17 protein-coding genes are annotated in these 12,248 nt (G+C 68.7%); 9 read left to right on the forward strand and 8 right to left on the reverse strand.

The window, feature by feature from the left end; translation table 11 throughout:
• The 4 genes from ABD299_RS19670 to ABD299_RS19685 all read left to right on the forward strand — a co-directional run.
• Positions 1–322: type II secretion system F family protein (locus ABD299_RS19670; RefSeq protein ID WP_344264262.1), on the forward strand; the 322-nt coding region annotated here is incomplete at its 5' end.
• Positions 323–554: 232 nt separating this feature from the next.
• Positions 555–737 (forward strand): DUF4244 domain-containing protein, encoded by a 183-nt coding sequence (locus ABD299_RS19675; RefSeq protein WP_425581375.1) that lies wholly within the window; start codon positions 555–557, stop codon positions 735–737.
• Positions 724–1,068, forward strand: coding sequence for a TadE family type IV pilus minor pilin (locus tag ABD299_RS19680; RefSeq protein ID WP_344264265.1), 345 nt, complete (start codon positions 724–726; stop codon positions 1,066–1,068). The genes ABD299_RS19675 and ABD299_RS19680 overlap by 14 nt, the downstream gene beginning before the upstream one ends.
• Entirely contained in the window at positions 1,052–1,411 is a 360-nt protein-coding gene (locus ABD299_RS19685; RefSeq protein WP_344264268.1) for an Rv3654c family TadE-like protein, read from the forward strand. Before ABD299_RS19680 ends, ABD299_RS19685 begins: the two co-directional genes overlap by 17 nt.
• A gap of 127 nt (positions 1,412–1,538) precedes the next feature.
• Here ABD299_RS19685 and ABD299_RS19690 read toward each other — a convergent pair whose 3' ends face one another.
• Both ABD299_RS19690 and ABD299_RS19695 read right to left on the reverse strand, forming a co-directional pair.
• Positions 1,539–1,988 carry a hypothetical protein gene (locus tag ABD299_RS19690; protein ID WP_344264271.1) on the reverse strand — a complete coding sequence of 150 codons (450 nt, stop codon included), beginning with the start codon at positions 1,986–1,988 and terminating at the stop codon, positions 1,539–1,541.
• Positions 1,989–2,214: 226 nt separating this feature from the next.
• The gene (locus tag ABD299_RS19695; RefSeq protein ID WP_344264274.1) at positions 2,215–2,352 is read right to left on the reverse strand and encodes a hypothetical protein; all 138 of its coding nucleotides are present in this window, start codon (positions 2,350–2,352) and stop codon (positions 2,215–2,217) included.
• Positions 2,353–2,398: 46 nt separating this feature from the next.
• On the opposite strand from ABD299_RS19695, the gene ABD299_RS19700 reads away from it, so the two are divergent.
• The 4 genes from ABD299_RS19700 to ABD299_RS19715 all read left to right on the forward strand — a co-directional run bounded on the left by ABD299_RS19700 (position 2,399) and on the right by ABD299_RS19715 (position 4,103).
• The gene (locus ABD299_RS19700) at positions 2,399–2,557 is read left to right on the forward strand and encodes a hypothetical protein (RefSeq protein WP_344264277.1); all 159 of its coding nucleotides are present in this window, start codon (positions 2,399–2,401) and stop codon (positions 2,555–2,557) included.
• A gap of 310 nt (positions 2,558–2,867) precedes the next feature.
• The gene (locus ABD299_RS19705) at positions 2,868–3,179 is read left to right on the forward strand and encodes a hypothetical protein (RefSeq protein WP_344264280.1); all 312 of its coding nucleotides are present in this window, start codon (positions 2,868–2,870) and stop codon (positions 3,177–3,179) included.
• A gap of 29 nt (positions 3,180–3,208) precedes the next feature.
• Positions 3,209–3,352 carry a hypothetical protein gene (locus tag ABD299_RS19710; RefSeq protein ID WP_344264283.1) on the forward strand — a complete coding sequence of 48 codons (144 nt, stop codon included), beginning with the start codon at positions 3,209–3,211 and terminating at the stop codon, positions 3,350–3,352.
• A 217-nt stretch (positions 3,353–3,569) separates the two neighbouring features.
• Positions 3,570–4,103, forward strand: coding sequence for a hypothetical protein (locus tag ABD299_RS19715; protein ID WP_344264286.1), 534 nt, complete (start codon positions 3,570–3,572; stop codon positions 4,101–4,103).
• A gap of 115 nt (positions 4,104–4,218) precedes the next feature.
• Here the strand turns inward: ABD299_RS19715 and ABD299_RS19720 are convergent, their stop codons facing one another.
• From ABD299_RS19720 to ABD299_RS25175, 6 genes are all read right to left on the reverse strand, one after another.
• The gene (locus tag ABD299_RS19720) at positions 4,219–4,521 is read right to left on the reverse strand and encodes a hypothetical protein (RefSeq protein ID WP_344264289.1); all 303 of its coding nucleotides are present in this window, start codon (positions 4,519–4,521) and stop codon (positions 4,219–4,221) included.
• Positions 4,522–4,975: 454 nt separating this feature from the next.
• Complete coding sequence (locus ABD299_RS19725) at positions 4,976–5,422, reverse strand: hypothetical protein (RefSeq protein ID WP_344264292.1); 447 nt, start codon at positions 5,420–5,422, stop codon at positions 4,976–4,978.
• Positions 5,419–6,798 (reverse strand): hypothetical protein, encoded by a 1,380-nt coding sequence (locus ABD299_RS19730; RefSeq protein ID WP_344264295.1) that lies wholly within the window; start codon positions 6,796–6,798, stop codon positions 5,419–5,421. The genes ABD299_RS19725 and ABD299_RS19730 overlap by 4 nt, the downstream gene beginning before the upstream one ends.
• Positions 6,795–9,671, reverse strand: coding sequence for an ATP-binding protein (locus tag ABD299_RS19735; protein WP_344264298.1), 2,877 nt, complete (start codon positions 9,669–9,671; stop codon positions 6,795–6,797). The genes ABD299_RS19730 and ABD299_RS19735 overlap by 4 nt, the downstream gene beginning before the upstream one ends.
• Before the next feature lie 3 nt (positions 9,672–9,674).
• Positions 9,675–11,423, reverse strand: coding sequence for a hypothetical protein (locus ABD299_RS19740; RefSeq protein ID WP_344264301.1), 1,749 nt, complete (start codon positions 11,421–11,423; stop codon positions 9,675–9,677).
• Between the two features lie 298 nt (positions 11,424–11,721).
• Entirely contained in the window at positions 11,722–12,102 is a 381-nt protein-coding gene (locus tag ABD299_RS25175) for a hypothetical protein (protein WP_425581376.1), read from the reverse strand.
• Here ABD299_RS25175 and ABD299_RS19745 point away from each other — a divergent pair.
• The gene (locus tag ABD299_RS19745; protein ID WP_344264310.1) at positions 12,083–12,166 is read left to right on the forward strand and encodes a hypothetical protein; all 84 of its coding nucleotides are present in this window, start codon (positions 12,083–12,085) and stop codon (positions 12,164–12,166) included. The genes ABD299_RS25175 and ABD299_RS19745 overlap by 20 nt on opposite strands.
• The last annotated feature ends 82 nt before the right edge of the window (positions 12,167–12,248 follow it).

Below are 12,248 nucleotides of genomic sequence, written 5' to 3' on the forward strand. Positions count from 1 at the left end.
CGGCAACTGCCTCCAACGGGCGGCCACCGAGCTCCGGCTGGGCGGCGAACCGGCGGCGGCCTGGGGCCGGCTGGCGGAACTGCCCGGGGCGGCCGTGCTGGCCCGGCAGCTGGCACTGGCCGACTCCAGCGGGGTGCCCGCGGTGTCCGCGGTGAGCGCGGCGGCAGCCGAGTGCAGGGTCCGCCGGGCGCGTGCCGCTCAGGCCCGCGCCCGCCGCGCGGCGGTCCATGTCACGGGCCCGCTGGGCCTGTGCTTCCTCCCCGCCTTCCTGCTCACGGGAGTCGCCCCCGTGATCATCGCTCTCGCCCGGACGCTGCTGTGACCCGCCTTCCGCCGACGCCGCCCGCCCACACCCCCTGGTCCCTTCCCCGGTCTTCTCACTCCCTCCCGCCCCGCATTCCCCGCTTCCTCACCATCCGAAAGGCACACCCATGCGCTTCCGTTCCGCCTCCGCGTCACCCCGTCCCGTCTCACCCCGCTCCGTCTCGGCCCGTCCCGCCCGCCTCCGCCGTTCGCTCTCCTCCCTGCCCGCCGCTCTCCCTGTGCTCCGCCGGGTGCGCGGGGCCCGTCGCTTCGTGCTCGCCCGGCGGGACGCCGGGATGAGCACGGCGGAGTACGCGGTGGGCACCCTCGCCGCGGCCGCGCTGGCGGCCGTGCTCCACCAGGTCGTCACCTCCGGCGCGGTCAGCGGCGCGCTGCAGCAGCTGGTCGAGCGGGCGCTGAATGCGGCGCAGTGACGGGCAGCGCGGATACGTCACGGCGGAGACCGCCGTGGTCATCCCCTCGCTGGTGCTGCTGGTCGGTGCCCTGCTGTGGTGCCTGGGCGCGGTCGCCGTGCAACTGCAGTGCGCGGACGCCGCCCGGGCCGGGGCCCGGGCCGTGGCGCGCGGGGAGCCGCCCGGGGAGGTTCGTGCGATCGTCGGGTCGGCCGCCCCCAGCGGGGCCGGACTGCACGTCACCAGCCGGGACGGACTGCACCGCGTGCGGGTGGAGGCGCGGGCCCTGGGGCCGGGGCCGCTGGCCGTCCGGGTGTCCGCGGAGGCGGTGGCCCATGCGGAGCCGTCGTGAGGGTGCCGGTGACCGCGGGTCGGCGACGGTCTGGGCGGTGGTCTGCGCGATGCTGCTGTGCCTGGTGTTCGCGGCGGTTCTCGCCCTGGGCCAGGTGCTCGGGGCCCGGCAGCGCGTGGCCACGGCGGCCGACCTGGCGGCGCTGGCCGCCGCCGACCGGGCGCTGGAGGGCCAGGGCGAGGCCTGTGCCCTGGCCCGGCGGGTGGCCGCCGCCCAGCGGGCGGTGGTGGTGCGTTGCGAGCTGGCCGGGGAGATCGCGGACCTCACGGCCGAGATGCGGGCGGGTCCGTACCGGGTGCGGGCTCGTTCGCGGGCGGGTCCGCCTGCCGCAGCAGTTCGGTGAGCAGCCGGATCGCTCCCCGTTTGTGCAGGGGCTCGTTGCGTCGCAGTGCTCCTGCATCACCTCGGACAGGCTGGTCAGGCCTTGCCCGGTGAGGTAGTTCATCCACGCCGCCGCTTGATGTAGCTCATCAGCACGGTTCGGTCCCCCGTCCAGGTGAAGTCGCCAGGCCCAGGTCCGAGATCCCGTCCGGGACGCCCCCACTGTAGACGCCAAACAGCAGCCGACCCGCCGAGGAATCAGGCCTCGACCTTCCAAGTTCGGGCAGTGCAGCCAGCGCCAGAACCTCCCGATGCAGTGCGAGCTGTCCCTTGACGACGGAGCGAAGGCACGTCTCGATCCGGTTCCACTGGTCTTCGGTGTATGGCTCCAGTGGCTCGGACTTTGGCCGGCACTTGACCGGATTCCCCGCAAGAAGAGCGCGCAACGACACCTCGACGCGCGCTCCGCAGCCTCTCAGCAGCTGCCGGGACACCATGACACGGTCTGGTGTCGACGCCAGCCAGAACGGCAGCATGTGTGCGGTCCGCAAATCCTCGACACCGCCCTGGAAGTCGGCATCGGCAAGCTCGTCGACCATCCTGCGCAAGTGGCTGAGCGCCGGAAGGGCCGTTCCTTTTCTCTTCCACATCCCGTGCGGATGGCTGAGCTGGACCGCCGTGGGCAAGGTCCTCGGTACCTGCGGGTTCCTGGATCCGTCCAGGCGCCCGGTCCAAGCCGTCCCGTCGGGGAAAGTGAACTCGACTGGCAGCTAGTCGAGTTCAATTCGCGTCACCACGACTCGTCCTGCTCGCCGTCGAATTCGCTCATGCTTCGACCACGGCCAGGCCGCTGTTGCGACCGGCGGACTCGTACAGCTCCTGGTAGATCCGGTGCACGTCCAGACGCTGGATGTAGATCTCCGTGGTCGCCGTCTCGCACCTCTTGGAGCGGGTCGGCTCCATCGCCACCGCTGAGGCCGGGCAGTTGCCGAGCGGGACACAGGGGAACGTGGACGCGCTCCTTCGCGAGACGCACCGCATCCTGCGCTCGGTGTTCGACCGCTTCGAGGGTGTCGACCCGACCAGCAGGGACGTGCTGGACCTGTCCGAGCTCGGCGTCAAGAGCCAGCAGGGCGCATCACCCAGCGGCCGCTCGGCCTGGACCTGACGGACATCCGCCAGCCGTGGCTCAGGGAAATCCTGGGCACCTTCATCAACGAGACGAAGCCGAACACCACCGAGGCCAGACGGAGTCTGCGGGTGTGCAAGGCGATCTCCCGGGCCCTGGACACGCGCGTCGGTGGCGGCATGGACGCCTCAGCGCTGGTCTTCGCCGACATGAACGCCGTGGTCGACACCATCCGCGTGCTGCCCAAGCTGGACGGCGGGGCCATGTCAAGCAAACAGCGCGGGGCCCTGCTGTCGCTCTTCTTCAAGATCCTCGACTACAACCGAGCCGCGAAGGCCACCTGGACGGCATGTCCGCGAGCTTCGCGAGGCACTCCAGCCACGTCATCAAGGGCGAGGAGGTCGACGAGGACGAGGTCGGCAAGGCCCTGCCGGAGTCCCTCATCGCTCAGCTCGACGATTACGTGGACGTGCTGGCGCAGGGCATGACGCACGGAAAGATGACGCCCGAGCAGGTCCAAGCGATGGCCCGCGCGATCTACGAGCTGCTACGGGAAACCGGCCGGCGCCCGTATGAGATCGCCGAGCTGCGGGTATACTGCCTCGAACGCGCGTATGCGCACGGCTGTTGGTCTGCGGCAACCGCAAGGCACGGCGCCTGAGCCGGCGCCTGGAGCTCGAACACGACACCGTGGGGACCATCCGCACCTGGCGGGCCGTGCGCGACACGCTCGACCTGCCCACAGGCAGCGAAGGGCTCCTGTTCCCGCCCGGTGAGAACGGCATCATCCGTCATCTGGTGCCTGAGCAGATCTCGTCAATGATCCGCAAGTGAGCCGACAGCGTCCCCATCCTGCTGTCCGAGGAGTTCGACAAGAACGGTGACCGGGTGCCGTTCGACCGCTCGCTGATCTACCCGTACGCGTTCCGCCACTCGTTCTGCCAGCGGTACGCGGACGCCGGGGTGCGCATCGAGGTACTGCGCGAGCTTATGGACCACAAATCGATGCAAACCTCCCAGCGGTCACAAGCGGAAGCGGGAGGCAGTCAACGTGATGCGTCTGCACACCGTGGACCGCAGGGGCAAGTCCGCGCCGATGGCATCAGCTACCGCGTACGAGGCCCGCTCGGTGGCGGTGCCGTTCGGAAACTGTACCGAACCCTCCAACGTCAAGGCGGGCGGCAAGGCGTGCCCGATCCGCTTCCAGTGTGCCGCCTGCCCCTCCTACCAGCCCGACCCGTCCTATCTGCCTGCCATCGAGGACCATGTCCGCTCGCTGAAGGCCGACAAGGAGATGGCGGTCATGATGGAGGCGGACGAGTTCGTGGTGAGGAACCTGGACGACCAGATCGCGGCCTTCAAAGGGACCGTCGAGACGATGCGGAGGCTGATGGAAGCGATGAACCCGGACGAGCGCGAGGATGTCGAGCAGGCATCCGGCCGTCCTGCGCAAGGTCCGGGCCGTCCAGGGGCACGGCTCCGCCGTGTCCCTGGGCATGCCCGGCTTCCCTGGCCGAGCGCGGCGGGAGCACAGCATGAGCGAGGCCAAACGCACCCCCGGCGACGTCCTGCGCGAGACCCGTAAGAAGGACAGCAAGACCAAGCGGGCCAAGGTGCTGGCCACGGTGGACGCGATGAAGGCCGGCTCCACCCCCAGAGCACGGCGGTACTGGGGCACGCTGACGCGGCCGGCGCCAGCCTCACGCGCTTCCCCGCAGCAACAAGCGGAGCGTGCTGAACCCCTCGTCGTACGGCTTGCCGGAGGGAGCCAGGCGGGCCCCTTCCCTAAGCGCGCTGTAGCTGACGTGGACGCCGCTGTCGGCCACGAGCTGCCGCACCGGCGGGGTGCACATGCGGGCGGTGTGCCGGTACTGCCGGGCAGTCTTGGGGTTCAGGCTGATCTTGTCGCAGTACCGGTCGAAGACGCTGTCCGGGCCGCCCGGGGTCGTGACGGTCAGTAGCTTGTCGCCGATCACCAGCCGGTTCTCGCAGCCCACCTTCATCAGCGCGCACGTCCTGGTCTGTGTAGCTCATACGGATTCCTCATTGAACCGATGGGATGAGAGCACAGAGTAATCCGGTAAATGCTTTCCGTTCAATCTTCCAAGGTGCCCTGCGAGAACCCGTGTTGACGCCCACCAGCTCTGAACAGCACGGTTGCGGGGGCAAGTCGGGGCAGATCTGAACCCGTGCCAGTGACGGCGAGGAGGCTGTGGGCCTGCTTCAGCGGGCCTGGGAGAGTGCCGTCACAAGCGCGTCCAGACCCCCGGTGTAGACGCCTTCGCCGGAGCTGCCGCATTGGACGTGGCCGATCGCCTCCCGCCTGAACAAGATGGAGGCCCGCGAGGCCTCGACGCTTGCCGCGGAGCGCCGAGGCCGCTGACCCGGCGAGAAACCGCACGGGACGCACCCGGATGCACCACACCTACGGAACGCACGGGACGCACCGGATGGGCCTCAAACCGCCCCGGCGCTTTGAGACACGAGCCGACCGGCTTCACCGAGAATCCGGTCCAGCTCGTCGTCGGAGGTGTCCACCAGCATCAGGGCCGCGAGAGCCAGCTCAAGCGCCACGGTAATTCCGACGGGGACATCCCTGAGCGCTTGAGGTGCCCCAAGTGCTGCACGGAACAGAACCACAGCGACCGGCGGGTCGAATTCGATGTGCCCGCGTAGCTTCTCGGTCGCCGAGGTGAGGAATCGACTGATCGACTCCCTGTCCGTGGTGCTGGTCTCTCTCATCGCCAGCCGGAACAAAATGTGCACGAATAGGGTCGGATTCCGTGGATGCTCCTGGGCCTGTGCGAGCCCGACAAGAAGCTGGACGAACGTCTCCCGCTCGCCTGCCCGCCATGCGCGCAGGACACTGCGTGCCGCTGCGGAGTCCGCTGCTGTGCCGTTCACGCCTTACCGCCTTTTTGCCTAAGGATTTTCCCAAGCTTGAAGGTGACCATGCCGAGCCCCATGACAGCGACTGTAATAGAGCCATCCGGTATCTCGTTGAGATTGGAGCCGACAGAGTGGCCCCCGGACGCCTGCACCTCCGATGCGCTCTGTGTTGTTCCTTTGTTGGTCAAAGCATCACCTGGCTGAACCTCGGCATCGAGTGCTTGTGCGGCGTCAAGTACGTTGTCAGTGGCCTTAGCCGGGGAATTCATGCTGCGTCGATCTGAATCAGTATTCTCTTTGACGACCCTTCCCCCCTCTTCGCCACGGTCGTCTTCGAGAAGTGTCTCATCGGGCTTCTCCGCCCTCATCGCCTCGGAGTCAGGACCCGATGAACCGTCCTGCCCGGGAACCGGACGATCTCCGGATTGCCGCGCGTCACCTTGGCCCGTCGCTCGTTCTCCGGCAGTCGGCGAGTCGACGGGCGCGTTGTCGGTGGCCGCCGGTGTCGGGCTCTCCTCTGGACCGGCGGAGGTGTCCTCCTCCTGAGACTCCGCGGAATCCGCGGCGTCCTGTCCCTCGTCCTGCTCGTCGTGCCCTCCGTCCTCGTCGGGATGGTCGTCGGACGATTCTTCCGCAGCGTCGGGTTCGTCGGACAGGTCGTCGTCCGGGGCCTCGTCGTGTCCCTCGTCGTCGTGTCGGTCGTCTTGTCCGGCGTCCGTGTCATCGGCCAGTTCGTCGTCCACGGAGTCGGCTGGTTCGTCGGATCGTTCCTCAGCGGGTTCGTCGTCCGCCGTGTCGGCCGGTTCGTCGGACTGGTCCTTGTCAGATTCCGCAGGCTCCTCAGATTCCCCGGATTCCTCGGCAGTGTCCTGCTGCCCCTCCGAGGGAGAGTCGTCCTGCCACGATGTGTCGTCGGATCCGGTCGGCTCGTCGTCTCGTGCGTCGTCCTCGGCAGCGGCCGCGGTGTCGAGGTCGTCCTCCGCTCCCGAACTCGGCCGATCGTCCTGCGGCTCGGCCTCCTCTGCCGCTCTCTCGGCGCCGTCGTCCGCCGCCTGGGTTCCGTCGTGGTCGTCGCCTGCCGGTGAACCATCGGTGTCCTGCGGGCCCTCCCCGGGGGCGGCTGTGTGGTCGGTCCCCGCGGGGCCCTCGGTCTCCTGCTGGCGGTGTTCGTCCGCCGCCGCGGCGGAGTCTATGTCGCGTTCGGCGGCGCTGTCGGACGAGCGCGTGTCACCTGCCGAGTCGGAGGCCGGCGACGAGCCGGTGTCCGCCGGACGCCCCCCGCTGTCGCCTGAGGGTGCGCTGTCGCTCTCGCCGGAGGCGGACGCGCTGTCGCCGCCCGACGGAGCGTCGGCACGCTCACCTTCTGACTGGCTCGGACTGTCGGCGCTCACGGATTTCCTCCTTCGGCTGCTGTGATGAACGGAGCCAGCGGCCACCACGGAGCATCCAGGTGCTGGACGGCCGCGATGAGGCGGGCGCGGGTGTCCGGGGCGTTGCTCAGCGCGGCACATGCGCTGCGCCAGGCGGCGCTGTGGCCGAGGACGACCGTGTTCGTGGGACGCCAGTTGTCGGGGTGGTTCCGCCATGCCGCGATCTGCTTGTCCAGGGTGCTTCCCGGGAGGTCGAGGCCACGGGCCGCCCACGCGTCGGTGTCGGGATGTGGCCCTTGGGCGTGCCGGCCGGTGGCCTGGGCCCTCTTGAGCCTGGCGATGATGTCGACCCACCGGTATTGTCCTGCCTGCCAGCGGGTTTCTCTCCCGTCGCAGCTGTGGAGGCCGCCGTTGAGCGAGTGCTGCACCTGGTCGCTGAGGTGGGCGGCAAGGTCCTCGGGCGGGTAGTGGGTGCTGAGTCCGCTGTAGCGCTCGGCGATGGCCTGGTCGATCAGTGTGGCGACGGCACAGTCGAGAAGCCTGCGGTTGTTGAGGGCCAGCAGGGTGGACAGCCACTGCGGGTCCGGGCGGGGTGATCTGCGGCCGGTGAGGTGGGCGATGGTGAGTAGTTCGATCCATAGGACGAGACGGGGGTCGGCGGCCCGCTTCGTCCCCTTGCTCAGCTCCCGGAGGGTGTACGGGATGCCGTTGTCGAAGTGACTGAGCACGGAGTGAGGGTTGGGCGCACCGGGCAGCAGGCGGGTGGCCTCAGTCGTACTCTCCCGGTCCTGGCCCAGTGGTATGGACACACGGACGGGGCGGTCCATGCCGTCGACGAACACGGCCGCCCTTCCCGGGGGCAGGGAGACCAGGTGTCGGGATTGGGGGGCGTTGAGGTTCATGGTGGCGCCGACGGCGGTGCGGTCGTCTCCCGCGGGCAGCCGATGCACGATCTTGACCGCAGTGTTCTTGATGACATCGGGCAGGAGTTTGGAGGGGATCTGCTCGGCGACCAGGATGCCTTCTCCGTATGCGCGAACTTCGGCGAGGAGTGAGCCGAACAGTTCCACTGCGTGTGCCGCGGGGCTTCCGGGCAGCGCGTTCTTGAGCAGGCGGTGCGCTTCCTCCACCACCGTGACGTGCCGGAGACCTTGTTCGGCGCCGGCCGGCGCGGTGCGGTGTACGCGCAGATGCTCGTAGAGGCGGATCAGGACCGCCCCGATGAAGAACGCCTTGTCCTGATCGTTGCCGATGTCCTCGATTTCCAGCACGACGTTGCGCTTGAGGAGTTCGGCGATGTCGAGCGGGGTCTTGGCCTCGAAAAATCTGCCGGTGGTGCCGAGCCGGAGCGAGCCGAGCCGCACTTTGACGAAGCCTCTGACGTTGTCGGCGACCTCCTTACCGTAGCCGACGGCGTCGATGACTTGCAGCGCCGCCCGTTGCACATCGCCGAGGTCGGGGTAGCGGGGTGCGCGGGGCAGGCCCCGCCGGGTGCTGAGGGCCAGGTCCCAGCCCAGTTCCTCGTAGCACTGCACCAGCGATTGCGACAGGACCTGGGGGAAGGGGTCGGAAGCTTCGAAGGAAGCCAGGAACAAGGCCCGCATCAAGTCGATATGGGCTTGGAGCGGGAAACCCTGCTCCGGCTCCAGGGGGTTGATGCCGAGCGGTACGTCATCAGGGCTACCCGGTCGGATCACGGTGACCTCGCCACGTCCGGCCAGGCGTCCGGCGATGGCCCCGTATTCCGCTTTTGCGGGCTCGATGACCAGCCACGGGGTACCCGCGTCGTGGAGTGATTCGAGGATGTGGCGCACGGTCTGGGACTTTCCCGAGCCGGTCGCGCCGGCGACGAGGGTGTGCCGGTTCAGCGAGGCGGCGGGTATCCGCAGGTCCCCCGCCGCCCGGTCGGCCTCGTCCAGTACGGCGCCCAGCATCATGTCGCCGGTGCACTCGGGTGTGAGGTCGAAGTCGGCACGCTCGATCTGCCGTACTCCGGGCAGTTCGCGGCGTGGCGGGCGGGCGACTGCGCAGAGCAGGTCCGTGCTGGCCACGAACGGGGTGGCCGGGGCCTCCAGCTCTGCCGCAGAGGGGCTCTGGTCGCGCCAAGTGCTGTCGATGTCTCCTGCTCTGGTGCCGGGGGTCAGGGCGTAAGGCAGGTCGTCGAGCTCTCCCGCGGCGCACAGCAGGGCAGCGGATCGCCTCGCGGCGGCTGGAGTCGCCGCCCCGACCAGGATGTGTACCTGCCACATCCCGCTGCTCCGGCGGCGGGCCAGTTCCCGGTACCGGGACTCGGCCCGTTCCAGCCGCACCTGGTCGATCTCGGCGTTGGCCCGTTGCCGGAGCCGGGGCATCAGTGATTCCAGCAGCCGCAGTTCGCGGTCGACTTCCGCGGTCTGGCACGGGCGTGCCAGGACCAGCCAGGCGAACGGATGCGCGAGCTGCGAGGCGAAGCCGTCGAAACCGCCTCGCCGCTGGGGCGTGCTCTCCCGAGGAGACGGCGTCCACAACGAGTCCGGATGACCGCCGCAGCGGATCCAGAACGGGAACGCGCTGAGATCAGGTGCCCCGGCGGGTGTGCTTGTGACACCTGGCGGGAACAGAATCCGGCCGCCTTCGTCGGCTTTCCGGTCCGTGCCCGGGACCGCTGCCGGGAAGTACGGCCGGCCGCCCGCGAACACGTCGATCTGCTGCCGGTCCGGGGTCCGCATCCACAGCGTCGCCACCGCGGCGTTGCCCAGCCCCGACGGATCGGCCGCGCCGCCCAGCCCCGACAGCTCGGCGTGCGCGGCGGTCCAGGCCGCGAACAGCTCCGTACTCAGCGGCGACGGCGCCATGAGCTCCGGCGGCTGGTAGGGGATGCCTGTCAGCTGGTGGAACTCGAATCCGCTCAGCATGTGCTACTCGAGCTCCAGCGGTTCCTCGGCGACCTTGTCGAGCAGCGCGATGCCCGGGTTGCAGTCGCCGAGGACGACCCGCCGACCTCTGCGCCCGTCAGCCTCGACGAGGAAGAACGCTGTCGTGGGAAGCCCCTGCACGGCGGTGGGCTCCACGGCGAACTCGTACACCCTGGACTCGGTGGTACCGCGCGTCCGCGCGTCGGCCACCGAGCTGCTCGTGCCGGTGCCGTAGGTACGCGTGCGTCCCCAGGTTGACATGCGTGATGTGGTAAGCGACGACGAGGAGCTGCCCATTCCCAGATAGGGCCCGCTCTGACGGCCGCGGGAGAAGCTGGTGCCGCGCGATCCGCCGACCGACTCGGCGGTGCTCTCACTGGTGCTGGTGCCTTCGGTGAAGGTCCGGCCGACCGATTCGGTCACCTGATTCAGTACGAACTTGTGTTCCCGGCCGACGAACTCGGCCGCCAGCGTCGCGTCACGCGGGTTACCCAGTCGCATCAGGAGCGTCACGCTGTCCGTCGCTCCCAGCAGCGGCGCGAACTCCTCACCGATGCGCTCCATCAGCAGGATCAGCTGAGCCCCGCTCCTGCGCGCCTGCTGGCTCAGTGTCTCCAGCGCGTCCCGGCCGAGGTGGTCGGCACCCGCGACCACGAGGACAACGTCTTCCACGCCGCTGCGACCGGTACGGAGCTGGTGGAGCAGCATCTGGAAGACCAGCCGGTCAGTGACGTCCTTGCGCCGCTGGTCGGAGTCCGAGGTGGTCACGGAGGTGACCGATACCTTTCGCGTCCCGAAGAAGCTGAGCTGCCCTCCGCCGTGCGATGCTACCCCCGGATCCGTCCCCGCAGTGCGGGTGAGCACGGCCAGAACGTTGGTGAGGAACTGGAGTTCCTGCCGCTCACGCTCTCCGGCGGCCACCGTGTCGACACACTCGTTGATCCGCATGTACTCCGACTCGGTGAGCGGCTTTGTGTCACCGAAGTCCTGCACCCGGCGCAGCACCCGCAGGCCGGCCGTCAGCCGCAGCAGCGTCACGAAGCCGTTCAGTCGTTCGGCCACGGTCGTGAGGAGCTCCGCGTCCAGGGCCTGCAGGACGGGGTCCGGCAACCCGGGCCGCATGGTGCTGACCGCCGCCGCCAGTGTCTCGCCGACCTCCACCGGGGTCAGACCGCTGCAGGGCTCGTATTCGTCGAACCGACTGGGCAGATCGACATCGACAACCCGCTCGCCCCGTTGTTCGGCCAGGGTGACGATCCCGCCGCCGACCGCCTGCTCGGTTAAGTCCACCACGGTCAGCCGCCGTCCGGCGGACAGCAACGTCGCGCACGTGGTCATTAGGAGGCTGGCCCAGCCGTCACCGTTGCCACCGAAGACATTCACTCGCGCGGCAGGGGCACTCAGCCCCAGCGGGAACCACGTGCGGGTCTGCGCCACCTGACTGGCCACGTCACGTTCCCAAGCGGCATGCGCACGCCGGTATGACTCATACGCGAGATCCCGCTCGCGCTGGGCGGCCTGCTTGCGGATACTCTCAACAACGACAACAGCGATGACGAAGACGACTGCGCTGATCAGTGCCATCAGCAGCACGCTGCCGAACCCGTCGAAACTGAACGTGATCACCTGCCACAGCGCCCGGACAACCGCAATCACTCCCACCAGCGCCGCGACGCACGCCACCGCGACGCCCGCGTAGGCAGGACCCGACCAATAACGGTCCTGGTCCGTGAACCCGGGTTCATCCGGCATGGGAGGTTCGTGCCAGACCGGCTCAGGAAGCGAGCGCGATGCCTCCGTGAGCCCCGGCGGAGGTACATACTGCCAGCCGAACCGCTGCCGGGGTACGAAGATCCTATTGATCAACTCGCCATCTGCCGTGCGGTCAGACACGGTTCTCCCCCCCATGAGCGGTCCGGGCCCGCAAAAACTGAAACGTACAAGCTTTCTGACAGACCGTATGGCAAGCCCGGTTCGCGGCGCAACCACCACAACCGTCATACGCCCGCTCTTTCCAGCCCACGGCATCACCTGGGATGGCATGCACCGCTCAGCGCTCCGCCACGTGGCCATCCCTTGGAAGCAGCGACGCACGGGCTCTAGTCGGCCCGAGCCCACAGAACCCTGCCCGAGACCCCCACCTGTCGGGTCTCGTTGAAGATGGACGCCTCAGTTTGAGCGAGACACTCTGGGCGTCCCCCGTCCCGCTCGATGTGGGGCACACGGCGACTAGGCGTTTCTTCTGCCGGGCGCCGAGACCCTGGACGCGGCGGCGTTCGGAGATGTCGAGGTCGTCCAGGAGCTGTTCGGCCCAGCAACATGCCTTATTTGCCTGTACAGGCTTCTGTACGTTGATCTGCCGAGTCACTTGACAGCCCTGGATAACCGGGGCCGCGGCCGCGCTGGCGGCCGTGCTCCACCAGGTCGTCACCTCCGGCGCGGTCAGCGGCGCGTTGCAGCAGCTGGTCGAGCGGGCGCTGAATGCGGCGCAGTGACCGGCAGCGCGGCTACGTCACGGCGGAGACCGCCGTGGTCATTCCCTCGCTGGTGCTGCTGGTCGGTGCCCTGCTGTGGTGC

It is taken from the genome of Streptomyces sodiiphilus, from assembly GCF_039529215.1.
GTDB classification, from domain to species: Bacteria; Actinomycetota; Actinomycetes; order Streptomycetales; family Streptomycetaceae; genus Streptomyces; species Streptomyces sodiiphilus.

Excerpts from the sequence above, each read along its gene's own strand:
- ABD299_RS19680 (WP_344264265.1), top strand. The coding sequence starts at position 724 with ATGCGGCGCAGTGACGGGCAGCGCGGATACGTCACGGCGGAGACCGCC.
- ABD299_RS19685 (WP_344264268.1), top strand. The coding sequence starts at position 1,052 with ATGCGGAGCCGTCGTGAGGGTGCCGGTGACCGCGGGTCGGCGACGGTC.
- ABD299_RS19690 (WP_344264271.1), bottom strand. The coding sequence starts at position 1,988 with ATGGTCGACGAGCTTGCCGATGCCGACTTCCAGGGCGGTGTCGAGGAT.
- ABD299_RS19695 (WP_344264274.1), bottom strand. The coding sequence starts at position 2,352 with ATGGAGCCGACCCGCTCCAAGAGGTGCGAGACGGCGACCACGGAGATC.
- ABD299_RS19705 (WP_344264280.1), top strand. The coding sequence starts at position 2,868 with ATGTCCGCGAGCTTCGCGAGGCACTCCAGCCACGTCATCAAGGGCGAG.
- ABD299_RS19720 (WP_344264289.1), bottom strand. The coding sequence starts at position 4,521 with ATGAAGGTGGGCTGCGAGAACCGGCTGGTGATCGGCGACAAGCTACTG.
- ABD299_RS19735 (WP_344264298.1), bottom strand. The coding sequence starts at position 9,671 with ATGCTGAGCGGATTCGAGTTCCACCAGCTGACAGGCATCCCCTACCAG.
- ABD299_RS19740 (WP_344264301.1), bottom strand. The coding sequence starts at position 11,423 with ATGCCGGATGAACCCGGGTTCACGGACCAGGACCGTTATTGGTCGGGT.